This window comes from Aeromonas sp. S9(2024) (genome assembly GCF_041403185.1).
Taxonomy (GTDB): domain Bacteria; phylum Pseudomonadota; class Gammaproteobacteria; order Enterobacterales; family Aeromonadaceae; genus Aeromonas; species Aeromonas enteropelogenes.
The window spans coordinates 126,717-150,464 of sequence record NZ_JBGLRE010000003.1 but is presented as its reverse complement, the minus strand read 5'-3'; the positions used below and the strand labels follow the sequence as shown (position 1 = coordinate 150,464).

The following is a 23,748-nucleotide window of genomic DNA, read 5'->3' as shown; positions in this document are numbered from 1 at the left end:
CCTCCCCTGATCCGCCGGAGTAATGTGTTAAGGTAAGGCGCTTTCCCCTGCGCAGCCATTCTCGAGGTGCCCCATGCAAGAGTCCCAGCCCGAACGTCAATCCCTGCGCCAACTGGTGAGAACGCGCAGAAAGAGCCTGACCCACGCCGAGCAGCAGCAGGCGGCCCAAGAGCTGCTGGCCCGCTTCAAGGAGCACCCCGAGATCCTGGCGGCCAAACGCATCGCGCTCTATCTGGCCAACGACGGAGAGATCAATCCCCTCCCCGCCATCCACTGGCTCTGGGCCCAGCAAAAAGAGGTCTACCTGCCGGTGCTGCACCCCTTCACCCCGGGCCACCTGCTCTTCTTGCGCTACACCGCCACCAGCCCCATGGTGCGCAACCGCTACGGCATTGAGGAGCCTGAACTCGATGTGCTGCAGGTGGTACCCCACAGTACGCTCGACCTTATTTGCACGCCCCTGGTTGCCTTCGATGCCGAAGGCAACCGCCTCGGCATGGGGGGCGGCTATTACGATCGTACCCTGGCCTGCTGGCACGAACACAGAATGGGGCCCAAGCCCCTCGGCATCGCCCACGACTGCCAACAGGTGGAGGCGGTGCCGCAAGAAGAGTGGGACGTGCCCCTGCCCCAGATCATCACCCCGGGACGCTGCTGGCGTTTCGAGTAGAGCCGTCAGGCTCCACTCCCCCTGAATCCAGTTAACAGATCAAGGTAAATGGGGAATAAACAGGCAAACGATTTACATCTTGCGGTTTTTTGCCCCGGAACGTGAGCCTGGTGGTCGCTCCGGGGGGACGGCTTGGATATAATGCGCCCGCTTTTTTCTTAAGGAACGATCATGACTCAAGATGAAATGAAGAAGGCGGCCGGTTGGGCTGCGCTCAAGTATGTGGTTCCCGGTACCATCGTCGGGGTCGGCACTGGCTCTACCGTCAACCACTTTATCGACGCGCTGGCGACCATGAAGGACGAGATCAAGGGAGCCGTCTCCAGCTCCGTGGCCTCCACCGAGCGTCTCAAGGGCTTTGGCATCCCGGTGTTTGATCTCAACGAGATCGACGCCCTCTCCGTCTACGTGGATGGCGCCGACGAGATCAACGCCACTCGTGACATGATCAAGGGCGGTGGCGCGGCCCTGACCCGCGAGAAGATCGTCGCCGCCGTGGCCGATCAGTTCATCTGCATCATCGACAACACCAAGACAGTCGACGTGCTGGGCACCTTCCCGCTGCCGGTCGAAGTGATCCCCATGGCCCGCGAATACGTGGCCCGCGAAATCAGAAAGCTTGGCGGCAACCCGGTCTGGCGTGAAGGGGTGGTCACCGACAACGGCAACCACATTCTGGATGTGAAAGGCATGGCCATCACAGATGCCAAGGGGCTGGAAGTACAGCTCAACGCGATCGTCGGCGTGGTTACCAACGGCCTGTTCGCCCACCGCGGTGCAGACGTGGTGCTGATCGGTACTCCCGATGGGGTCATCACCCAATAATCGCTCTGCGAATGAATGACGGCGCCTGATGGCGCCGTTTTTGTTTATTCCTCAACAAGTTGCAAGGTATTGCATGCAACTATCGTTGAAAACTTCAAAAAATTTGACTTTCGTCACAAATATTCCCTCTCCCGCACGTTTTTGCTACTTTACGGTTTTCTTCACACACCATACCTGCACTCGCGTTGCACACTTACAGAGGGATCGACATGACCGCCAAGTTTTCACTGGACAAGGATAAAATCAAGGTACTGCTGCTGGAGGGGGTTCACCCCAACACGGTAGAGACCTTCCGTGCCGCAGGTTACACCAGTGTGGAGTATCTCAAGACCTCGCTGTCCGAGGAAGAGCTGATCGAACGGGTACGCGATGTCCACTTCATCGGCCTGCGCTCGCGCACCCAGATCACCGAGAAGGTGCTGGATGCCGCCAACAAGCTGGTCGCCATCGGCTGCTTCTGCATCGGCACCAACCAGGTCGAGCTGGATGCAGCCCAGATCCGCGGCATTCCGGTGTTCAACGCCCCCTTCTCCAACACCCGTTCGGTCGCCGAACTGGTGCTCGGCGAGATCCTGCTGCTGCTGCGCGGCATCCCCGAGAAGAATGCCAAGTGCCATCGCGGCGTGTGGGAGAAACTCGCCAACCGCTCGGTGGAAGCCCGCGGCAAGAAGCTCGGCATCATCGGCTACGGCCACATCGGTACCCAGCTTGGCATCATCGCCGAGAGCATCGGCATGAAGGTCTACTACTACGACATCGAGAACAAGCTCTCGCTGGGCAACGCCATCCAGGTGCCCAACATGGTCGAGCTGCTCAATATGTCAGACGTCATCAGCCTGCACGTACCGGAGACCCCTTCCACCAAGGATCTTATCGGTGCCGAGCAGCTGCGCATGATGAAACCGGGTGCCATCTTCATCAACGCCTCCCGCGGCACAGTCGTGGACATCGATGCTCTGGCTGACGTCATCAAGAGCGGCCACATCTCCGGCGCCGCCATCGACGTCTTCCCGAGCGAACCCAAGTCCAACGACGAGGAGTTCATGACCCCGCTGCGCGGTCTGGACAACGTGATCCTGACTCCGCACATCGGCGGCTCGACCCAGGAGGCGCAGGAGAACATCGGTCTGGAAGTGGCCAACAAGCTCATCAAATACTCCGACAACGGCTCCACCCTCTCCGCCGTCAACTTCCCGGAAGTCTCCCTGCCGGGCCACAAGGGCTCCAGCCGCCTGTTGCACATTCACCGCAACCAGCCCGGCGTGATGAACAAGATCAACCAGATCTTCGCCGAAGAGGGGATCAACATCGCCGGTCAATACCTGCAGACCAGCAGCCACATCGGTTACGTGGTGATCGATGTCGAGACCGAGCACAGCGAGAAGGCGCTGGCCAAGCTCAAGGAGATCGACGGCACCATTCGTGCGCGGATCCTGCACTGATGGCGTGAGTCCCGCCCAGCAAAAAGCCCGTCATGATGACGGGCTTTTTTATTTTATGACTCTCGCTTGATGGAGGCTGGCTTACCACCACCCCAGCAGATTGCGCCCCACCAGCGCCCCCCACACCAGGGCGTTGAGGGCCAGCGCGATAAAGACGGCGGCGGAGCCCAGATCCTTGGCACGACCGGAGAGTTCATGGTGCTCGGAGCCGATGCGATCCACCACCGCCTCGATGGCGGAGTTGAGCACCTCGACGATCACCACCAGCCAGCTGATGACAACCAGCAGCAGGATCTGGTTGAGGGTCTCCCCCACCCAGAACGTCAGCGGCATCAGCAACAGAATAAGCATCAGCTCCTGACGAAATGCGGCCTCGTTGATCCAGGCAGACTTGAGCCCTTTCATGCTGTAACCGGTTGCCTTGATGATACGGGTGACCCCGGTTGCCCCTGGCTTTGCCACGCTATCTACCTCATTTGGTATCGATTTTGGCCTCACATCCTATCAGAGCCCCCCAAGGTTTCAATCGGTGGACTTTTGCTTTATTTTATCCCTTTGCATTTTCGCCCCTGCGGCTGACACCACCCACTCGAGACTTGAGTTGTATGTCCATTCACACAGATGAATTGCGCACCCGTCGCCTGGAGTCACTGATCACTCCGAGCGAGCTCGCACACGCTTTCCCGATCAACGATACCATTGCCCAGAATCTGCTGGATGCCCGTCGCGAAGTGGAAGCCATTCTGGCCGGAGAGGATCAGCGCCTGCTGGCCATCGTCGGCCCCTGCTCCATCCATGATCCTGCCGCCGCCCATGAGTATGCCCGTCGCCTCAACCGCCTGCGCGAGCAGTATAAAGAGAGCCTGTGCATCGTGATGCGCACCTATTTCGAGAAGCCGCGCACCATCGTCGGCTGGAAGGGGCTGATCAACGATCCGCTCCTCGACGGCAGCTTTGACGTCAATGAAGGGCTGAAGCTGGCCCGCAAACTGCTGGTCGACATCAACGAGATCGGCCTGCCCACCGCCACCGAATTCCTCGACATGGTGACCGGCCAGTACATTGCCGACCTCATCACCTGGGGCGCCATCGGCGCGCGCACCACCGAATCCCAGGTACACCGCGAGATGGCCTCTGCCCTCTCCTGCCCGGTCGGCTTCAAGAACGGCACCGATGGCAACACTCGCATCGCCATCGATGCGGTGCGCGCCGCCCGTCACAGCCACATCTTCTATTCCCCGGACAAGGACGGCAAGATGACCATCTACCGTACCGCCGGCAACCCCTATGGCCACGTGATCCTGCGTGGCGGCCACCGCCCCAATTACGATACCGCCAGCATCGACGAGGCCTGCGAAGCCTTGGCCGACGTGGGACTGCCTGAGCGTCTGGTGGTGGATTTCAGCCACGGCAACAGCATGAAGGATCACCGTCGCCAGCTGCTGGTGGCTCAGGATATCTGCGATCAGCTGCGCCGCGGCCGCACCGGCATCGCTGGCATCATGGCCGAGAGTTTCCTGGTGGAAGGGCGCCAGGATGTGGAGAACGGCTGCGCCGCCACCTTCGGCCAGAGCATCACCGATGCCTGCCTCTCCTGGGACGACACCGAGACCCTGCTGGCCATGCTGGCCGAGGCCGCCCAGGTGCGCCTGCACAAGCTGGGCTGAGCCTCGTCAGAACGTACAATAAATAAAGAAGGGCCAGACATCCTGCATGTCTGGCCCTTCTCTTATTAGGCAAACCCCGCTTATAAACTGGGCATAAACCAGACCCGGCCACCCGCCTCTATGCGCTCTGTTCTTATCTGGAACACCTGCTCCAGCAGCGCCTGATCCACCAGCTCGACCCCGCCCTCGCTCACCACACGCCCCTGCTGCAGGCAGAGGATGCGATCCGCCCAGTCGATGGCCAAGTTGATGTCGTGGATGGCGATCACCACCAGCAGCCCCTGACAAGCCACCGTCTTCAGCAGCCGCAGCAAGGCCAGCTGATGGTGCAGGTCCAGCCCGGCCAGAGGTTCATCAAGCAGCAGGACGCGCCCCGCCGGGTTGAGCCCTGGCCACACCTGCAGCAAGGTACGGGCGATCAGCACCCGCTGCTGTTCGCCGCCGGACAGCCGGCTGAAATCCCGCGCCAGCAAATCATCCAGCTCCAGAGCCTCGCACAGGGCCTGGATCGCCTCGCGCTGACGGGCGGGCTCGCCCCCCTCGTCCATCCCCAGGCTCAACACCTGAAACACCGGGATATGAAACAGCTGGGGCTGGCGCTGGGGCAACATGGCGCGGCGACGGGCGAGCGCCTGCCAACCAAGGTCAGTAAGCACTTCCCCATCCAGCAAGACGTCTCCTTGCGCGGGCAAAATGCCGGCCAGGGCGCCGAGCAGGGTAGATTTACCGCTGCCATTGGGGCCGAGCAGGGCCACCAGCTGGCCGCCCGTCCAGGCGAGATTAAGAGGGGCCAGCCGCGCTGGAATGGCGAGGGCGCGGGCCTCAATCAGAGGCGCGGCATCATTGTGGCACTCAGGTGTTGGCATGGGCATCTTGCCTCAACAGCAGATAGATAAAGAGCGGGGCCCCGACCGAGGCGGTGATGACGCCAATAGGCAACTCACCGGCACTCAAGGCCGAGCGGGCAACCAGATCGGATGCCAGCAACAGGGCGCCGCCCCCCAGCGCCGAGGCAGGCAGCAAGAAGCGCTGATCGCTGCCGCCACACAAGCGCAGCAGATGGGGCACCACCAGGCCGACAAAACCGATGACGCCGCACAGGGACACCGCCACCCCGGTGAGCAGACAGACCGCCAGCACCAATCGCACTCGCATCCTGTCCACATCCAGCCCCATCAGGCGGGCCTGGGTCTCTCCCAGCAGCAGTTGCTGCAGCGCCTTGCCCTGCCAGCAGAGCCAGCCCAGGGTGAGCGGCAACAGCAGCCACCACCAGGCGATCTGCTGGCTGCCATAAGAGAGACTGCCCATCATCCAGAACATGAATTCGCGCAAAGAGGCATCGTCGGCAAAGTACATCAGCCAGGTCATGGCCGCATTGGTGAGGATGCCGATGGCGACCCCGAACAGCAGCAGCCTGGCATGGCCAAGCCTGGCACGGCGCGCCAGCCGGATCAGCATCATGGTCACCAGCAGGGCCCCGCCAAAGGCGGCAAGGGACAAGCCCCAACCCGGCAGATAGACGCCGAGGGATTTGGCAACCGCCATCGATACCATGGCCGCCAGCCCCGCCCCGCTCGAGACGCCGAGCAGGCCGGGTTCGGCCACCGGGTTGTGCAGCATCACCTGCAGCACGGCGCCGCCACAGGCGAGCGCGGCTCCCGCCAGCAGGGCCAGCAGGGCGCGTGGCAGGCGCAGCTCCAGCAGGATGCGTTGCTCCAGCTCGCCAAGGGGTTGCCAGGGCAGCAGCACAAACTCCCCCCAGGCGAGGGAGCAGACAAAGAGCAGCAGGGTCAGCAGGGCGAGGCCAAAGAGCCAGCGCCGCTGCCAGCGTTGCTGGCGGGCGAGCAAAGAGAGGTACACGCAAGATCCCCGAACATGAAGGCACAACCTTGCCACCGCCGTCGGCCAGACAGGGCAAGGTTGCAGGAAAAGGGCATGATAACAGTGGCTTGCCACCCAAGGTCAAGGCTGGTAGTGACTGGCCATCTGCTTTATGTCGCCGCTCTCCACCAGACGCTGCAAGGCGGCGCTCAGGGCGGACTTTTGCGCCTGATGGGGTGAGCGCTTGCTCATGCCAAGGTAGAGGGTCACCGGACTATCCGGGCGGTAGTCCGCTTTGCCAAGGGGCTCCCCGTCCCCCTGGCGCAGGGCGTAATCAACCTGGCAATCGGTGCCTATCATCAACGGCAGGTGGCCCCGCTGCACCATGCGAAGCAGCTGATCCTCGGTCGGCACCCCGTGCTTGTTGAGTGCGGGATCAGAGTCAAAGGGTTCGAAGTAGGCGGACTTGAGCACATAGCCCACCTCCATTCCAGCCAGATCCCGATACTGGCGGATACCGGCCACCGTGGCGGGCTTGCCATAAAAAGCGGGCCAGCACTGGTAATAGGCGGGTTGCAGATAATCGATGAAGGCGGCGCGTTCGGCGGTGTGAGCCAGACCAATCATGAGATCGACCTGGCCGGATTCCATCTGCTTGAGAGCCCTGCCCCAGGGCATGCGCCGGATCTGCAACTGGATGCCGCTCTCCTTCTGCAGACGCTGCAGGATCTCCACATCGAGTCCTTGCAACTCGCCATCCGGTTGCAGGATCCGAAAAGGGGGCCAGAGATCGGTGGCGACCGTCAGGGTCGGAGCACCTTGAGCCAGGCAGGCAAACAGCAGACCAAGCACACCCCAGCTTGTCTTGCCCATTCGGTTGGATCCTTGTGTTGCGCTATCCATGATTGACTAAAAATACCCTGACCGCCCACTTATGAAAACCCATGGTTCAGAGATAAAATGCAATTGATTTTAAAGGAGAACCTAATGAACCCAATCTTTACCAGTATCGGTCTGTTGCTGTGCAGCAACGTTTTCATGACCTTTGCTTGGTATGCCCACCTCAAGAGTATGAACCACAAACCCTGGATCATTGCGGCGCTGGTGAGCTGGGGCATCGCCCTGTTTGAATACCTGTTGCAAGTGCCCGCCAACCGCATCGGCCATACCGTCATGAGCGTGGGGCAGCTCAAGATCCTGCAGGAGGTGATCACCCTCACCGTATTCGTCCCCTTCTCTATCTTCTATCTCAAGGAAGATCTGAAATGGGACTACCTCTGGGCCGGGCTGTGCATCCTGGGGGCGGTCTTTTTTGTTTTTCGCGAGAAACTCACCGGCGCCTGACGCTGTACACTCAATAACATCCCCGTTAACGGCATCTCCTTGATAGACGAGGCAAAACAATGGAATTGCGAGACATGCTACAGATCCTGGCCAAGCAGGATGGCTCAGACCTTTATCTGTCAACCGGCGCCCCCCCCTGCGCCAAGTTCAACGGGGTGTTGCGCCCGCTGACCGAGACGCCCCTCAATCCGGGAGATGTGGCGAGCATCGCCGACGCCATCATGGACAAGGAGCAGAAGGAGCAGTTCGAGCGGGAGCTGGAGATGAACCTCGCCATCTCCCTGCCCCAGGTAGGCCGCTTTCGGATCAACATCTTCAAGCAGCGTAACGAAGTCTCCCTGGTGGCGCGCAACATCAAGACCGAGATCCCGCGCTTTGAAGATCTCAAACTCCCCCCCGTGCTGCTCGACACCATCATGGAAAAACGGGGCCTGGTGCTGTTCGTCGGGGGTACCGGTTCAGGCAAATCCACCTCACTGGCGGCCCTTATCGATCACCGCAACCGCAACAGCGGCGGCCACATCATCACCATTGAGGATCCGGTAGAGTTCGTTCACCGCCACCGCAAGAGCATCATCAATCAGCGCGAAGTGGGGGTCGATACCCGCAGCTTCCACGCCGCCCTGAAAAACACTCTGCGCCAGGCGCCGGACGTGATCCTCATCGGGGAAATCCGTGATCGCGAGACCATGGAGCATGCCCTGGCCTTCTCGGAAACCGGTCACCTCGCCATCTCCACCCTGCACGCCAACAACGCCAACCAGGCGCTGGACCGCATCATCAACTTCTTCCCGGAAGAGCGACGCCCGCAATTGCTCAACGATCTCGGCAACAACCTCAAGGCATTTGTCTCCCAACGGCTGGTGAAGACCTCGGACGGCGGTCGCCGGGCGGCGGTGGAGATCATGCTTGGCACTCACACCATACGTGACATGGTCAAACGGGGTGAATTTGGCGGCCTGAAGGAGGTGATGGAGAAATCCAAGGCCCTCGGCATGGTCACCTTCGACAGCGCCCTGTTCGATCTGGTGGTGGAAGGGGTGATCGATGAAGAAGAAGCAGTGAAAAACGCCGACTCGGCCAATAACCTGCGCCTCAAGATCAAGTTGTGGCGGGAGAAGGGCCAGATCGCCAGCAGCAGCGATGCCACCGGCTGGAGCCTCGAACCCACCAAGGACGAAAAAGACGATCTCTTCTGATCCAGCGCCGTTCAAGCACAGCCTCGTCAACCAAGGGGTTGTGCTTCTTTCCTCTTCTGTCACCGCCGCCCTAGCACCAGCGTCGCACCCGCTGGCAGTAGCGGGCATATTCCTCCCCGAAGCGAGCCTGCAACAACCGCTCTTCCGGGATGATCTGGAAGCGGGTCAACCAGGCCACCAGCAATACCGGTCCCAGCCAAACCCAGACGCCCCCCAGATAACAACCCCAGGCCAGCAGCCAGCAGAGCAGCCCCAGGTACATGGGATTGCGACTGATACGATAGACACCGCAAGTGACCAGATGGCGGGTATGATGCGGTCGGGTCGGACTGACGGTGGTCTGGTGGTGGTGAAAGCGCTGCAGGGCCCCGAATCCAAACAAGGCGCCCAACGCTACCAGCAGGGCCCCCAAGCCCCATTGCCAGCCCGCAGGCTCCCCACCACCGCGCATTCCCCACATGGCAGCAGCAGACAGGGTAAAGATCAGCGGGGGTGGCAGACGTAACTCCAAATTGACCATTTTATTCCTCTGACAAGTGTCGCACGACGCTCGGTTGCGATAGACTCTCCATCACTCGGCAATCGCCGAGCCGTCGCCAAGATCATAATAATAACAACAAGTTGTCGCTAAACCGCTACGCTAGTATCGGCACTATCCCAACTCGAATAAAAAAGGAACGTCTATGCACAAGAAAACCCTACTCGCTACCCTGATCTTCGGTCTGCTGGCTGGTCAAGCCGTCGCTGCCCCCTATCTCCCTCTTGCCAATGACCATCGCAACGGTCAGGAGCAGACCGCAGCCAATGCCTGGCTGGAAGTGGATCTGGCCGCCTTCGAGCACAACATCCAGACCCTCAAAGAGCGCCTGGGTGACAAGGGCCCGCAGATCTGCGCCATCATGAAGGCCGACGCCTACGGTCACGGCATCGATCTGCTGGTGCCCTCCGTGGTCAAGGCGGGCATCCCCTGTATCGGCATCGCCAGCAACGAAGAGGCCCGCGTGGCCCGCGAGAAGGGCTTCGAGGGTCGTCTGATGCGGGTCCGTGCCGCCACCCCGGATGAAGTTGAGCAGGCCCTGCCCTACAAGATGGAAGAGCTGGTTGGCAGTCTGGCCAGTGCCCAAGGGATCGCCGACATCGCCAAGCGCCACAACACCAACATTCCGGTGCATATCGGTCTGAACTCCGCCGGCATGAGCCGCAACGGCATCGACCTGCGTCTGGCCGATTCCAAGGAAGATGCGCTGGCCATGCTCAAGCTCAAGGGGATCACCCCGGTCGGCATCATGACCCACTTCCCGGTGGAAGATAAAGAGGACGTCAAGCTGGGGCTGGCCCAGTTCAAGCTGGACTACCAGTGGCTGATCGACGCCGGCAAACTGGATCGCAGCAAGCTCACCATCCACGCCGCCAACTCCTTCGCCACCCTGGAAGTGCCGGAAGCCTACTTTGACATGGTGCGCCCGGGCGGCATCATCTATGGCGACACCATCCCCTCCTACACCGAGTACAAGAAGGTGATGGCATTCAAGACCCAGGTTGCCTCCGTCAACCACTACCCGGCAGGTAACACCGTCGGCTATGACCGCACCTTCACCCTCAAGCGCGACTCCCTGCTCGCCAACCTGCCGCTGGGTTACTCCGACGGGTACCGCCGTGCGCTCAGCAACAAGGCCTATGTACTGATCCAAGGCCAGAAGGTACCGGTCGTCGGCAAGACCTCCATGAACACCATCATGGTGGATGTAACCGATCTGAAAGGGGTCAAACCCGGTGATGAGGTGGTGCTGTTTGGCCGCCAGGGTGACGCCGAGGTGAAACAGGCGGATCTCGAGGAGTACAACGGCGCTCTGCTGGCTGACATGTACACCGTTTGGGGCTACACCAATCCCAAGAAGATCAAGCAGTAAGCATCGACCTTAAAACAAGGGCTCCCGAGGGAGCCCTTTTAACTGGTGCTTTTTGATGTACCTTACGCCGTCTTCTTGCGGGTCACCCAGAGGCTCAGCCCCATGGAAGCCAGCAGGATCAGCGCTACTACGCTCAGTGCGATGCCACTCAGGGGGATCTTGAACAGATCCCCCCAAATTATTTACAGCGCCTTCAAGCGGTCTTTTTACGAGTCACCCAGAGACTCAGTCCCATGGAAGCCAGCAGGATCAGGGCCACGACACCCAGCGCAATACCGGTCGGGATCTTGAACACATCCAGCAGCAGCATCTTGACCCCGATAAACATCAGGATCAGCGCCAGGCCATATTTGAGCAGGGCGAAGCGCTCGGCGACACCGGCCAGCAGGAAGTACATGGCGCGCAGCCCCATGATGGCGAAGATATTGGAGGTCAGCACGATGAAGGGATCCGTGGTCACCGCAAAGATGGCCGGGATGCTGTCCACCGCGAAGATAAGATCGCTCACCTCCACCAGCACCAGGATAAGCAGCAAGGGCGTCGCGTAGCGCACGCCGTCACGCCAGACGAAGAAGTTCTCCCCCTCCAGGGTCTCGGTCACCTTGAAGCGGCGGCGCATCCAGCCGAGCAGGGCGTTGTTCTCGAGATCCGGCTCCTTGTCGGCCGCCCACAGCATTTTGGCACCGGTCAGCAGCAGGAAGGCGCCGAACAGATAGAGGATCCAGTGGAACTGCTCGATGAGCCAGCTGCCCGCGAATACCATGCCGGCCCGCATCACGATGGCGCCCAGTACCCCGTAGAGCAGTACCCGGCGCTGCAGCTCGGCCGGAATGGCAAAGTAGCCGAACAGCATCAGCCAGACGAAGACGTTGTCCACCGCCAGTGCCTTCTCGATAAGGTAGCCGGTGAGAAACTCCAGCCCCTTCTGGTTGGCGATTTCGCGCCCGGCACTGTGATCCAGCCAGAGCCAGATGGCCAGGTTGAACAAGAGCGCTACGCTCACCCAGACGAGGGACCAGATACCCGCCTCCTTGAGGGATACCTTGTGTGCCTTGCCGCCGCCGACAAAACGAATGTCAATCCATAACAGGACCAGCACTATGCTGAAGAAACCGGTCCACATCCACCATTCACCCATATTCACTTCTCCCCAAAACGACAAAACCCACGGCCGGGAGGCAGTGGGTTTGCGTCTGGAGCAGATACACCTTGCCTCTCGGCAAGGTCTCACTTACAGCCAATTTGCATCGACTGCCCGGCTGCCGGGTGCACTGCAGGAAAAGGTGTGCACCGTAATGACGACAAACCGGCGAGAAGTTACTCCCCTTGTTGCGGCGGATAGTAACAGCCTCGAAAGGTAACGCCAAGAGGCATCTTCTCCCTGAGTAAAAATAAAAAAGGGCGCCACACGGGCGCCCTTGTTCTCAGGCTCTCGTCAGAGCGGATCTATCTTGAGGCAGGAGACCGCGTGGTCAAAATTGCCTTCAAGCTGGGGACGGGTTTTGGCACATTCGGGGCCCGCCACCGGGCAGCGGGTGCGGAACACACAGCCGGACGGCGGGTTCATGGGCGACGGCAGATCCCCCTCCAGGATCTGGATGGTCTTGCTGCGCTCCAGATCCGGGTCAGGGACGGGCACCGCCGACATCAGTGCCTTGGTGTAAGGGTGCAGCGGATTGGCGAAGATCTCCTTGCGGGTTCCCAGCTCCACCGCGTTGCCCAGATACATCACCAGCACCCGATCCGAGATGTGTTTGACCACAGACAGATCGTGGGCGATGAAGATGAGCGACAGTCCCATTTCCTTTTGCAGGGATTTGAGCAGGTTCACCACCTGGGCCTGGATCGAGACGTCGAGCGCCGAGACCGGCTCGTCACAGATGATCATCTTGGGCTCCAGGATCAGGGCCCGGGCGATGCCGATGCGCTGGCACTGGCCGCCGGAAAACTCGTGGGGGTAGCGGTTTACCAGGTTTGGCAACAGGCCCACCTTGCTCATCATGGCGCGCACCCGCTCCTTCACCTCCTCCTTCGCAAGATTTGGATAAAAGGTGATGAGGGGTTCGGCGATGATGTCGCCTATGGTCATGCGCGGGTTGAGGGAGGCCAGCGGGTCCTGGAAGATCATCTGGATCTCTTTACGCTTCTCCCGCAGCGCCTTCTGGTCGAGCTTGGTCAGATCGTTGCCAAGCCACACCACCTTGCCGTCGGTGGCCGGCACCAAGCCGATGATGGCGCGAGCGAAGGTGGACTTGCCGCAGCCCGACTCCCCAACCACCCCCAGGGTCTCCCCCTCGTACAGGCGCAGGGTCACCCCGTCCACCGCCTTCAGGGCCGAGGGTTTGGCCCAAGGCCAGGCCTTGCCGCTCTTGATGCTGAAGTGAACCTTGAGGTCGGACACTTCCAGCAGCAGTTTCTTGTCAGTACCCATTTAGTTCACTCCCTTGATGATGGCATCCGAAACCCAGTGGCAAGCCCGCTCCCGCCCGTTGTTGAACGGGGTCAGGATGGGTGATTGCTGGCCGCAAATCTCGCTCACCCGGTGGCAGCGCTCCTGGAAGGGGCAGCCGGTGGGCAGACGCAGCAGGTTGGGCGGATTGCCCGGGATGGTGGGCAGCTCTTCCCCTTCGGTATCGAGACGGGGAATGGCGCGCAGCAAGCCTTCGGTATAGGGGTGGCTCGGGCGATAGAAGATATCGTCCACCTTGCCGTACTCCATGGTGCGACCGGCGTACATCACCAGCACCTTGTCACAGATGCCGGCCACCACACCAAGGTCGTGGGTGATCATGATGATGGCGGTGTTGAACTCACGCTTGAGTTCGTTCATCAGGGTCATGATCTGGGCCTGCACCGTCACGTCGAGTGCCGTGGTCGGCTCGTCGGCGATCAGCAGCTGGGGGCGGCACAAGAGCGCCATGGCGATCATCACCCGCTGGCGCATGCCGCCGGAGAACTCATGCGGGTACATGCCCATGCGCTTGCGCGCCTCGGGGATCTTCACCGCATCCAACATGCGCACCGACTCTTCAAACGCCTCGGCCTTGCTCACCCCCTTGTGCAGCATCAGTACTTCCATCAGCTGATCCTGCACCTTCATGTAGGGGTTCAGCGAGGTCATGGGGTCCTGGAAGATCATGGCGATCTTCTCGGCGCGGATCTTGTTGAGCTTGGCCTCCGGCAGGTTCAGGATCTCGTCGCCCTGAAACTTGGCGGAGCCGGTGATGACACCGTTCTTGGCGAGCAGCCCCATGATGGCAAACGCGGTCTGTGATTTGCCCGAGCCGGACTCGCCGACGATACCCAGGGTCTCGCCCGCCGCCAGTGAAAAATTGAGGTCGTTAACCGCCACCACATTGCCGTCCGGGGTCTTGAACTCGACCCGCAGATCTTTTACATCCAGTAACTTCATAAAAACTCCTTATCGATCTTTCGTGACGTATTCCTGTCGATCCGATGCGCTGCCAGCGTATTAGCCGCTGTCTTGGCGCTTTCTCGCCATTTCCTCAGCGCTCACTCGGCGCTTTTTAGCGCTCCTTCGGCGCTTTTTTAGCGATCCTTCGGATCGAGGGCGTCACGCAGACCATCCCCGAGGAAGTTGAAACAGAACAGGGTCACCACCATGAAACCGGCGGGGAACAGGAGTTGCCAGATGGCCACTTCCATCGACTTGGAGCCTTCATCCAGCAGGGCACCCCAGCTGGTCATGGGCTCCTGGACACCGAGGCCCAAAAAGCTCAGGAAGGATTCGAACATGATCATCCCCGGCACCAGCAGGGTGGCGTAGACCGCCACGATACCGAGCACGTTTGGCACTATGTGGCGGGTGATGATCTTCCACTTGGAGACGCCGCAGACATGGGCCGCCTCGATGAACTCCTTGCTCTTGAGGCTCAGGGTCTGGCCACGGACGATCCGCGCCATGTCGAGCCAACTCACCGCCCCGATGGCGATAAAGATAAGCGCCAGATTGCGGCCGAAGAAGGTCACCAGCATGATCACGAAGAACATGAAGGGGAAGGCGTTGAGGATCTCGAGTACCCGCATCATCAGGCTGTCGACGCGACCACCGATAAAACCGGAGGCGGCGCCATAGAGGGTGCCGATGATGACGGCCACCATGGCCCCCATGATGCCGACCATCAGCGAGATGCGCCCGCCAAGCAGGGTACGCACAAACAGATCGCGCCCCAGACTGTCGGTGCCAAAGTAGTGGCCCGCCTCCATGTCAGGACCGGTCTGCATGGCGCCCCAGTCCGGATCGTCGAAGGTGTACTGGGACAGGTGCGGCCCGAAGAGCACCGCCAGGCCAATCAGGCTCAGGATGATGAGGCTGGTGAGCGCCGCCTTGTTGCGCAGGAAACGGCGGCGGGCATCCTTCCACAGGGAGCGCCCTTCCACCACGTCCACTTTCTGGGCGAAGGCTTCTACTGCCTCGCGTTTTTCAGTTGAAACAACCATGGTCTACTCCCTGATTAATAACGGATTTTCGGATCGATAAAGGCATAGAGAATATCGACCACGGCGTTAAAGGTGATGGTGAGGGCACCGACCAGAATGGTCAGGCCGAGCACCATGGAGTAGTCACGGTTCAGCGCTCCGTTGACGAACAACTGACCTATCCCCGGCAGGCCGAAGATGGTCTCGATCACCACGGAGCCCGTGATGATGCCCACAAACGCCGGCCCCAGGTAGGAGACCACCGGCAGCATGGCCGGGCGCAGGGCGTGTTTGAGGATGATGTGGCGCAGGGGCAAGCCCTTGGCGCGAGCGGTGCGGATGAAGTTGGAGTTCATGGTCTCGATCATGCTGCCGCGCATGATGCGCGAGATGGCCGAGATGTAGTACATCATCATGCCGAACACCGGCAGCACCATGAATTGGATGCCGCCCCCCTGCCAGCCACCGGCCGGGAACCAACCCAGATAGATGCTGAAGAAGAGCACTAGGAGGGGCGCCAGCACAAAGCCGGGTATCACCACCCCCGCCATGGCAGACGACATCAGCAGATAATCGATAATAGTGTTCTGTTTCAAGGCTGCTATGGTGCCGAACGTCACCCCCAGCGTCACTGCGAATAGAAAGGCAAAGGAGCCGATCTTGGCCGAGACCGGCAGGGCCTGGCTCACCAGATCGTTGACGGTAAAGTCCTTGTATTTGAAAGAGGGCCCCAGATCCCCCTGTACCAGGTTGCCCAGATAGGTGAGGTATTGCATGCCGATGGGCTTGTCGAGGCCGTACTTGGCTTCGATATTGGCAATGACTTCGGGGGGGAGCGAGCGTTCGCTGGTGAAGGGGTTACCCGGGGCGAAACGCATCATGAAGAAGGAGACGGTGATCAAGACCAGCAGAGTCGGGATCGCTTCCAGTAGACGTTTTAGAATAAATTTCAACATAGACAATTCCTGTCCTGTACTGCTTCCAAATGGTCGCGGTTGTAATAAAGGCCCGCCGTCTGGCGGGCCCTGCTTGTTATGCGACTTGTTGCTTTACATCATCAGTGGGCGACGATGTACATGTCCTTGCTGTAGAGGTTGTCCAGCGGGTTGGCCGGGTAGCCACCCACATAGGGTTTCACCATGCGGGCAGTCACGTACTGGTAGATGGGGGCGATCGGCATGTCCTTGGCCAGGATCTCTTCGGCCTGGACATAGAGCTTGTTGCGGGCTTCCACATCCACCTGATCGCGGGACTCGTTCATCAGCTTGTCAAACGCCGGGTTGGAGTACTTGCCGTCGTTGTTGCCGTGGGTGGTCTGCATCAGATCCAGCATGGAGGAGGCTTCGTTGTAGTCGGCGATCCAGCCGGCACGGCCCACGTCAAACTGACCCTGTTTCTTGGTTTCGAGGTAGGTCTTCCACTCCTGGTTGACCAGGCTCACCTGCACGCCCAGCTTCTTCCACATGGAGGCGACTGCCACAGCCACTTTTTTGTGGTTGTCGTCGGTGTTGTAGAGCAGCTCGAACTTCAGCGGCTTGCTGGCATCGAAACCGGCTTCGGCCAGCAAGGCTTTCGCCTTGGCATCGCGCTCGGCCTGGGTCATCTTGGACCACTCGGGCGCCACCGGCTTGAAGCCGTCCACGAAATCAGGCACCAGGGTGTAACCCGGGGTCTGGCCCTGGCCCATCACCTTGTCGGCGATCACGTTGCGATCGATGGCGTAGGAGAGCGCGGTACGCACGCGCACATCGTCAAACGGCTTGCGCTTGACGTTGTACTGGTAGTAGTAGGTGCCCACATAACCGGTCACTTTCAGCTCGTCCGGCTTCTCTTTCTTCATCTGCTTGAAGCGCTCGATGGGCATCTGGTAGGTCATGTCCACTTCACCGGCCAGGTAGCGGTTCAGCTCGGCGTTGGTGGACTGGATTGGCAGATAGGTCACCTTGTTGATGACGGTCTTGGCGTCGTTCCAGTAGTTTTTGTTGCGCTCCACATCGACGCGCTCGTTGACCACCCAGTCTTTCAGCACATAGGCACCGTTGGACACCATGTTGCCGGGCTGGGTCCACTTGTCACCAAACTTCTCGACCACTTTTTTCGGCACCGGGTAGGTGGTGGTGTGGGAGAGCATGCTGACAAAGTAAGGGATCGCCTTCTCCAGTTGCACCTCGAAGGTGTAGTCGTCCACCGCCTTCACACCCAGGGTGTCGGCAGGCTTCTTGCCAGCGATGATGTCGGAGGCGTTGACGATGGTCGGGATCTCCAGATACCAGGAGTAGGGAGAGGCGGTTTTGGGGTCGACGGCACGCTTGAAGGCAAATTCGAAATCGTGAGCGGTGACCGGATCACCGTTGGACCACTTGGCGTCTTTACGCAGGTGGAACACATATTTCTTGTTGTCCGCGGTTTCCCAGGACTCGGCCACGCCGGGCAGCACTTCGCCCTTGGGACCGGAGGCGACCAGACCTTCGAACAGATCGCGCAGGATATTGGATTCGACCGTTCCTTCGGTCTTGTGCGGGTCCAGGGTGGCGGGCTCGGAGCCATTGCCTTTGACCAGCTGCTGCACTTCGGCCAGCTTGGTACCGGCGGGTACATCGGCGGCTTGTGCCATTGTGGCGCCACCAAACAGCGCGGCCACCAGGAGGGTGTTAATCATTGTTTTTTTATGAGTCATTTCCATACTCCAACAAGAACATTCCATGCAATTTTTTCAATGACGGGGTAACAACCCGCTCCCAGCATAATTCCCTGCTTATTGTGATGATGCAATAGATATTATCAGGAGCAACGGCCATCCATGGTCAAAAAAACAGCTTTTGACAAGAATTTCAGTATTTAAACGCCCCGTAAACGACGCTTTTTTATACAAATCGCTCGATTCTAGAAAATGGCATTCAAAAAGCAACCAATAAAAAGCCGGTCACGAGGACCGGCTTTCATAAAACGGATCTGGCTCACATCAGGCTGGGGAAGACACCCTTGATCCCGGCCACCATGATCTCGATACCCAGCGACATCATGATAAGACCCATGATACGGGTCACCACGTTGATGCCGGTATTGCCCATGATCTTGAACAGCAGGGGGGCGGCGCGAAAGATAAGCCAGGAGCAGAACGAGAACACCACCACCACCAGCGACATGCCGAGCATCTGCTGCCAGTGGCTCTGGCTGGCGTAGACGATGACCGACGAGATAGCCCCCGGTCCCGCCATCAGTGGCAGCGCCAGCGGCACGACCGCGATGGATTCACGCACCGCCAACTCCCCTTTCTCCTGCTTGTTGTGCTTCACCTCACCCAGCTTGCCTTGCAGCATGGACCAGGCGATCAGGGTGATAAGCGAACCGCCGGCGATGCGAAACGACGCCAGCGAAATACCAAAACCGTCCAGGATCAGCTGCCCCATGGTCATGGAGACCAGCAGGATCACCATCACGGCGATATTGGCGGTCGTGTTGGTCTTCATTCTTTCGGCCGGGGTATGGTGACTGGTCAGACTGACAAACACCGGCAACAGACCAAGCGGGTTGATGATCGCAAACAAACCGACAAAAAACTTCAGATATAAAGAGACGTCAATTGCCGCCATAGACCCCTTCCAATAGTGTGCAAGCCCGTGGGCTACTCCATATCAATGCGTGCGTAAATTTACACCATAGCCAGGATCCGCACCAATTAAATAATCTCACCAATATCGGGGTTTTTTAGTTAGTTCCGCTAATGATTCCCCCTCTTCCCAACAGATAAGCCAGTGCGAAACGATCTCCGCGGCGCAAGTCGCTACCTCCTCTAATCCGTGGTCCAGGTACACCCCCCTGTCGCCGCGGCTGTTTTTCCGGCTCCTGTTCCGACGTTTTCCTGACGCGGCGTTCAACACCAGAAACTGAGGGTCATGATTGCCTATCAGATACCAGCTACACATCCGCCTGCCAGCCACTAAACCGCCTTTGCAGAAGCCTGGCAAGGAAGGGCATCCCAACCACTTCACACCACGCTAAAGGTAATAACGAGTCCCTTACGGGTCATACCTCTTCCCCCTTTATCCAAGGTAAAGGAAATGCGAAATTGCGTGTAAAAAAGCGCCAAAAACGGTGGGGAGAAACAGCAAACCAAACGGTCAAAATACACAAATCGATAACAGACAGTGGAAAATCTGCCACCACTCCAGTGTCAAAGGTTAAGTTTGATCACAATGACTGTGTGATGGCCGTCATGCAGCGGTTTCCTCCAAATTGTTTATCAAGCCTTAAATTGATGAAAAATCTGGACTAAAACCGTTCATTCCGGGTTCATAAAGGATTTGTTCAACTCCACAACTTGATAACATCCGACCAGAAAAAAATTGTGAAATAAAATTTCTTTTGTTCTTTTGCAACACTTGATCGAGATCAAGTTTTTCTGGGTCTACCCCGCTCTATAATCGACTCGGAAAACAATTTAGTAAGGCATGTAAATACCCCTGTTGCAGTAATTGTCGCCTTGACAGGCCAACTATAATTGCCGGGCATTGCCAACGTCTTACTAAACAGTTTTCAAATAATCAGGAGATAAACATGGCAGTAACCAATTTGGCAGAACTGGATGCACTGGTCGCCCGCGTTAAGGAAGCACAGCGTGAATTCGCCAGCTTCTCCCAAGAGCAGGTAGACAAGATCTTCCGTGCCGCCGCCCTGGCCGCCAACAACGCCCGTATCCCTCTGGCCCAGATGGCCGTCGAAGAGTCCGGTATGGGTATCATCGAAGACAAGGTTATCAAGAACCACTTCGCCTCCGAATACATCTACAACAAGTACAAAGAAGAGAAGACCTGCGGCATCCTCAGCGAAGATGACGAGATGGGTACCATCACCATCGCCGAGCCGGTAGGCATCATCTGCGGTATCGTACCGACCACCAACCCGACCTCCACCGCGATCTTCAAATCCCTGATCTCCCTGAAGACCCGCAACGCCATCATCTTCTCCCCGCACCCCCGCGCCAAAAACTCCACCAATACCGCAGCCAAGCTGGTACTGGATGCAGCCGTTGCCGCCGGTGCGCCGAAAGACATCATCGGCTGGATCGATCAACCGTCTGTTGAACTCTCCAACGCCCTGATGAAGCACAACGACATCAACCTGATCCTGGCCACCGGTGGCCCGGGCATGGTGAAAGCCGCCTACTCCTCCGGCAAGCCCGCCATCGGCGTGGGTGCCGGTAACGTACCGGTGGTCATCGACGAAACCGCCGATGTGAAGCGTGCCGTCGCCTCCATCCTGATGTCCAAGACCTTCGACAACGGCGTGGTCTGTGCCTCCGAGCAAGCCGCCATCGTGGTTGACTCCATCTATGACCAGGTCAAAGAGCGTTTCGCCACTCACAACGGCTATGTGCTGAGCAAGGACGAAGCTGACAAGGTTCGTAAAGTCATCCTGATCAACGGCGCCATGAACGCCAACATCGTGGGCCAGCCTGCGGTCAAGATCGCCGAAATGGCCGGTGTCACCGTGCCTGCCAACACCAAGATCCTGATCGGCGAAGGCGTGAAGATCTGTGAAGAGGAAGAGTTCGCTCACGAGAAGCTCTCCCCGACTCTGGGTCTGTTCCGTGCCAAGAACTTTGAAGAAGCCGTTGAAATGGCCTGTGACATGGTCAACCTGGGCGGTATCGGCCACACCTCCGGTCTGTACACCGACCAGGACCGCAACGCCGACCGCATCAAGTACTTCGGCGACAAGATGAAGACTGCCCGTATCCTGATCAACACCCCGACCACCCAAGGTGGTATCGGTGACTTGTACAACTTCGCGATGGCACCGTCCCTGACCCTGGGTTGCGGTTCCTGGGGTGGCAACTCCATCTCCGAAAACGTGGGTCCCAAGCACCTGATCAACAAGAAGACAGTCGCAAAACGGGCAGAAAACATGCTGTGGCACAAACTTCCGAAATCCATCTACTTCCGTCGTGGTTCCCTGCCGATCGCCCTGAGCGACCTGGAAGGCAAGAAGCGCGCCATGATCGTGACCGACCGCTTCCTGTTCAACAACGGCTACGCCGACGAAGTGGTTCGTCTGCTCAAAGGCCTGAAGATGGAAGTGGAAGTGTTCTACGAAGTAGAAGCCGACCCGACCCTGACCGTGGTACGCAAGGGTGCCGAGATGGCCAACTCCTTCAAGCCGGACGTGATCGTCGCCCTGGGCGGTGGTTCACCGATGGATGCCGCCAAGATCATGTGGGTGATGTACGAGCATCCGGACACCGCGTTCGAAGATCTGGCCATGCGCTTCATGGACATCCGCAAGCGTATCTACAAGTTCCCGAAAATGGGCGTGAAGGCCGAGCTGGTCTGCATCACCACCACTTCCGGTACCGGTTCTGAAGTGACCCCGTTTGCGGTCGTGACCGACGACGCCACCGGCGTGAAATACCCGCTGGCCGACTACGAGCTGACCCCGAACATGGCCATCGTTGACGCCAACCTGGTGATGGGCATGCCGAAATCCCTGTGCGCCTTCGGTGGTATCGACGCCGTGACTCACGCCATGGAAGCCTATGTTTCCGTGCTGGCCAACGAGTACTCCGACGGTCAGGCACTGCAAGCCCTGAAACTGCTGAAGGACTACCTGCCCTCCAGCTACCAGAACGGTGCCAACGACCCGGTCGCCCGCGAGAAGGTGCACAACGCCGCCACCATCGCCGGTATCGCGTTCGCCAACGCCTTCCTGGGTGTGTGCCACTCCATGGCCCACAAACTGGGTGCCGAGTTCCACATCCCGCACGGCCTGGCCAACGCCCTGCTGATCAGCAACGTCATCCGCTACAACGCGAACGACAACCCGACCAAGCAGACCGCGTTCTCCCAGTACGACCGTCCGCAGGCTCGTCGTCGCTACGCCGAAGTGGCTGACCACCTGGGTCTGACTGCCGCCGGTGACCGTACCGCCGCCAAGATCGAGAAGCTGCTGACCTGGCTGGACGAGCTGAAAGCGACCTTAGGCATCCCGGCCTCCATCCGTGACGCAGGTGTCGCCGAAGCCGACTTCCTGGCCAAGGTTGACCAGCTGGCCGTTGAAGCCTTCGATGACCAGTGCACCGGCGCCAACCCGCGCTACCCGCTGATCAGCGAGCTGAAAGCCATCCTGCTGGATACCTACTACGGCCGTCCCTTCTCCGAAGAAGCTCAGGTAGCTGACAAGGTGGAAGTGAAAGCCGAAACCAGCAAGAAAAAATCCAAGGCCTGATAACCGATCCCGAGATTAAAAAAGCCCGCGCCACTGCGCGGGCTTTTCTATGCCTGAAAGCCTGCACCTTCTTTACCGGACAACAGAACCTCCCCTCCCCCCGCATTGCCAGCCGTATGCTCCCATTGTTCGCCATGACATCCGCAGCCAGTGCCAGGCGCAGCCCGTCCCCCACAGACAAGTCACAGCATTTTCCCCCTCTCAATCAGACGAAGGCGAAGGCACAACCACGGCGAGCGCATCTACCGCCAGCGGACAAGAAGAGTCAGTAGGACTGGCACGTTAAGCGGGGATAAGAAAAAAGAGCGCAGGTTTTACCGACGGGATAAAAAAATGGCAGCCATCTGGCTGCCATCGGGAGAGCATGATCGGGCGATCAGAGGGTCGCGGCCACTTCGTCGGAGATGGAACCGTTGTGGTACACCTCCTGCACATCGTCCAGATCTTCCAGCATGTCGATGAGGCGCATCAGCTTGGGCGCTGTCTCGGCATCCAGTTCGGCTTCGGTGGAGGGGATCATGGTCACTTCGGCGCTCTGGGCCTTGAAGCCGGCGGCTTCCAGACCGTCCAGCACGGTACCGAAATCGTTCGGGGTGGTGTACACCTCGATGGAACCATCTTCTTCGGTCACCACGTCGTCGGCACCCGCTTCGAGGGCTGCATCCATCAGAGCATCTTCATCGACGCCCACGAAAGTCAGCAGGCCCTTCTTGGTGAAGAGGTAGGAGACGGAACCGTCGGTACCCAGGTTGCCACCGCTCTTGCTGAAGGCGTGACGCACTTCGGAGACGGTACGGTTACGGTTGTCGGTCAGGCACTCCACCATGACGGCGGTACCGGCCGGGCCGTAGCCTTCGTACACGATGGTCTCGAGCTGCTCGCCGTCACCACCACCGGCACCACGCTGGATGGCACGGTTGATGGTATCGCGAGTCATGTTGTTGGTCAGGGCAGCCGTTACCGCCGCACGCAGACGCGGGTTGTTGGCCGGATCCGCATCACCCAGACGCGCGGAGGTGGTGATTTCGCGGATCAGCTTGGTGAAAATCTTGCCACGCTTGGCATCCTGAGCAGCCTTGCGGTGTTTGATGTTGGCCCATTTACTGTGACCTGCCATAGGGACTCTCCGTTATATTTTTAACTTTCAGTAACACAAGGGGAAACGTGAAAGGCCGCATTGCTGCGGCCTTTGGTGCCGGATTACGG

21 protein-coding genes are annotated in these 23,748 nt (G+C 59.1%); 8 read left to right on the top strand and 13 right to left on the bottom strand.

Annotation, left to right across the window (positions count from 1 at the left end; genetic code table 11):
* Window positions 1-73 precede the first annotated feature (73 nt).
* From ACB028_RS06890 to serA, 3 genes are all read left to right on the top strand, one after another.
* Entirely contained in the window at window positions 74-670 is a 597-nt protein-coding gene (locus ACB028_RS06890; RefSeq protein ID WP_026456867.1) for a 5-formyltetrahydrofolate cyclo-ligase, read from the top strand.
* 171 nt (window positions 671-841) lie between these two features.
* Window positions 842-1,495 (top strand): ribose-5-phosphate isomerase RpiA, encoded by a 654-nt coding sequence (gene rpiA, locus ACB028_RS06885; RefSeq protein ID WP_026456868.1) that lies wholly within the window; start codon window positions 842-844, stop codon window positions 1,493-1,495.
* Window positions 1,496-1,704: 209 nt separating this feature from the next.
* On the top strand, window positions 1,705-2,937 hold the full coding sequence (gene serA, locus ACB028_RS06880) for a phosphoglycerate dehydrogenase (protein ID WP_026456869.1): 1,233 nt from the start codon (window positions 1,705-1,707) through the stop codon (window positions 2,935-2,937).
* An 81-nt stretch (window positions 2,938-3,018) separates the two neighbouring features.
* Here serA and ACB028_RS06875 read toward each other — a convergent pair whose 3' ends face one another.
* Entirely contained in the window at window positions 3,019-3,399 is a 381-nt protein-coding gene (locus ACB028_RS06875) for a diacylglycerol kinase (protein ID WP_026456870.1), read from the bottom strand.
* 143 nt (window positions 3,400-3,542) lie between these two features.
* Between ACB028_RS06875 and ACB028_RS06870 the strand changes: the two genes are divergently transcribed.
* Window positions 3,543-4,604, top strand: a complete 1,062-nt coding sequence (locus tag ACB028_RS06870; RefSeq protein WP_371143838.1) for a 3-deoxy-7-phosphoheptulonate synthase — start codon at window positions 3,543-3,545, stop codon at window positions 4,602-4,604.
* A gap of 80 nt (window positions 4,605-4,684) precedes the next feature.
* Here ACB028_RS06870 and ACB028_RS06865 read toward each other — a convergent pair whose 3' ends face one another.
* The 3 genes from ACB028_RS06865 to ACB028_RS06855 all read right to left on the bottom strand — a co-directional run bounded on the left by ACB028_RS06865 (window position 4,685) and on the right by ACB028_RS06855 (window position 7,298).
* Window positions 4,685-5,470, bottom strand: coding sequence for an ATP-binding cassette domain-containing protein (locus tag ACB028_RS06865; RefSeq protein WP_371143837.1), 786 nt, complete (start codon window positions 5,468-5,470; stop codon window positions 4,685-4,687).
* On the bottom strand, window positions 5,457-6,464 hold the full coding sequence (gene btuC / locus ACB028_RS06860; protein ID WP_042028584.1) for a vitamin B12 ABC transporter permease BtuC: 1,008 nt from the start codon (window positions 6,462-6,464) through the stop codon (window positions 5,457-5,459). The genes ACB028_RS06865 and btuC overlap by 14 nt, the downstream gene beginning before the upstream one ends.
* Before the next feature lie 102 nt (window positions 6,465-6,566).
* Entirely contained in the window at window positions 6,567-7,298 is a 732-nt protein-coding gene (locus ACB028_RS06855; RefSeq protein WP_225631842.1) for an ABC transporter substrate-binding protein, read from the bottom strand.
* Between the two features lie 114 nt (window positions 7,299-7,412).
* Here ACB028_RS06855 and ACB028_RS06850 point away from each other — a divergent pair, with 114 nt between their 5' ends.
* The gene (locus ACB028_RS06850; RefSeq protein ID WP_005337656.1) at window positions 7,413-7,769 is read left to right on the top strand and encodes a DMT family protein; all 357 of its coding nucleotides are present in this window, start codon (window positions 7,413-7,415) and stop codon (window positions 7,767-7,769) included.
* Between the two features lie 59 nt (window positions 7,770-7,828).
* A complete protein-coding gene (gene tapW, locus ACB028_RS06845; protein ID WP_342013602.1) occupies window positions 7,829-8,968 on the top strand; it encodes a type IVa pilus ATPase TapW in 1,140 nt (379 codons plus the stop codon).
* A 70-nt stretch (window positions 8,969-9,038) separates the two neighbouring features.
* On the opposite strand, the gene ACB028_RS06840 is transcribed toward tapW, so the two are convergent.
* Window positions 9,039-9,488, bottom strand: a complete 450-nt coding sequence (locus ACB028_RS06840) for an isoprenylcysteine carboxylmethyltransferase family protein (RefSeq protein ID WP_371143836.1) — start codon at window positions 9,486-9,488, stop codon at window positions 9,039-9,041.
* Between the two features lie 163 nt (window positions 9,489-9,651).
* Between ACB028_RS06840 and alr the strand changes: the two genes are divergently transcribed.
* Window positions 9,652-10,878, top strand: a complete 1,227-nt coding sequence (alr, locus tag ACB028_RS06835) for an alanine racemase (RefSeq protein WP_342010803.1) — start codon at window positions 9,652-9,654, stop codon at window positions 10,876-10,878.
* Between the two features lie 193 nt (window positions 10,879-11,071).
* On the opposite strand, the gene ACB028_RS06830 is transcribed toward alr, so the two are convergent.
* The 7 genes from ACB028_RS06830 to ACB028_RS06800 form a co-directional block, all read right to left on the bottom strand.
* On the bottom strand, window positions 11,072-12,016 hold the full coding sequence (locus ACB028_RS06830) for a TerC family protein (protein ID WP_061475733.1): 945 nt from the start codon (window positions 12,014-12,016) through the stop codon (window positions 11,072-11,074).
* A 297-nt stretch (window positions 12,017-12,313) separates the two neighbouring features.
* Window positions 12,314-13,309, bottom strand: a complete 996-nt coding sequence (oppF, locus tag ACB028_RS06825) for a murein tripeptide/oligopeptide ABC transporter ATP binding protein OppF (RefSeq protein ID WP_371143835.1) — start codon at window positions 13,307-13,309, stop codon at window positions 12,314-12,316.
* Complete coding sequence (locus ACB028_RS06820) at window positions 13,310-14,290, bottom strand: ABC transporter ATP-binding protein (protein ID WP_042028576.1); 981 nt, start codon at window positions 14,288-14,290, stop codon at window positions 13,310-13,312.
* Window positions 14,291-14,427: 137 nt separating this feature from the next.
* Window positions 14,428-15,339, bottom strand: a complete 912-nt coding sequence (gene oppC, locus ACB028_RS06815; protein ID WP_354688283.1) for an oligopeptide ABC transporter permease OppC — start codon at window positions 15,337-15,339, stop codon at window positions 14,428-14,430.
* Window positions 15,340-15,353: 14 nt separating this feature from the next.
* Window positions 15,354-16,274, bottom strand: a complete 921-nt coding sequence (gene oppB / locus ACB028_RS06810; RefSeq protein ID WP_042028574.1) for an oligopeptide ABC transporter permease OppB — start codon at window positions 16,272-16,274, stop codon at window positions 15,354-15,356.
* Between the two features lie 101 nt (window positions 16,275-16,375).
* Window positions 16,376-17,995, bottom strand: coding sequence for an ABC transporter substrate-binding protein (locus tag ACB028_RS06805; RefSeq protein ID WP_061476080.1), 1,620 nt, complete (start codon window positions 17,993-17,995; stop codon window positions 16,376-16,378).
* 280 nt (window positions 17,996-18,275) lie between these two features.
* Complete coding sequence (locus tag ACB028_RS06800) at window positions 18,276-18,911, bottom strand: YchE family NAAT transporter (protein WP_042028570.1); 636 nt, start codon at window positions 18,909-18,911, stop codon at window positions 18,276-18,278.
* A 964-nt stretch (window positions 18,912-19,875) separates the two neighbouring features.
* On the opposite strand from ACB028_RS06800, the gene adhE reads away from it, so the two are divergent.
* Window positions 19,876-22,542 (top strand): bifunctional acetaldehyde-CoA/alcohol dehydrogenase, encoded by a 2,667-nt coding sequence (gene adhE / locus ACB028_RS06795; protein ID WP_042028569.1) that lies wholly within the window; start codon window positions 19,876-19,878, stop codon window positions 22,540-22,542.
* 376 nt (window positions 22,543-22,918) lie between these two features.
* Here the strand turns inward: adhE and ACB028_RS06790 are convergent, their stop codons facing one another.
* Entirely contained in the window at window positions 22,919-23,659 is a 741-nt protein-coding gene (locus ACB028_RS06790) for a YebC/PmpR family DNA-binding transcriptional regulator (RefSeq protein WP_042069917.1), read from the bottom strand.
* Window positions 23,660-23,748 lie beyond the last annotated feature (89 nt).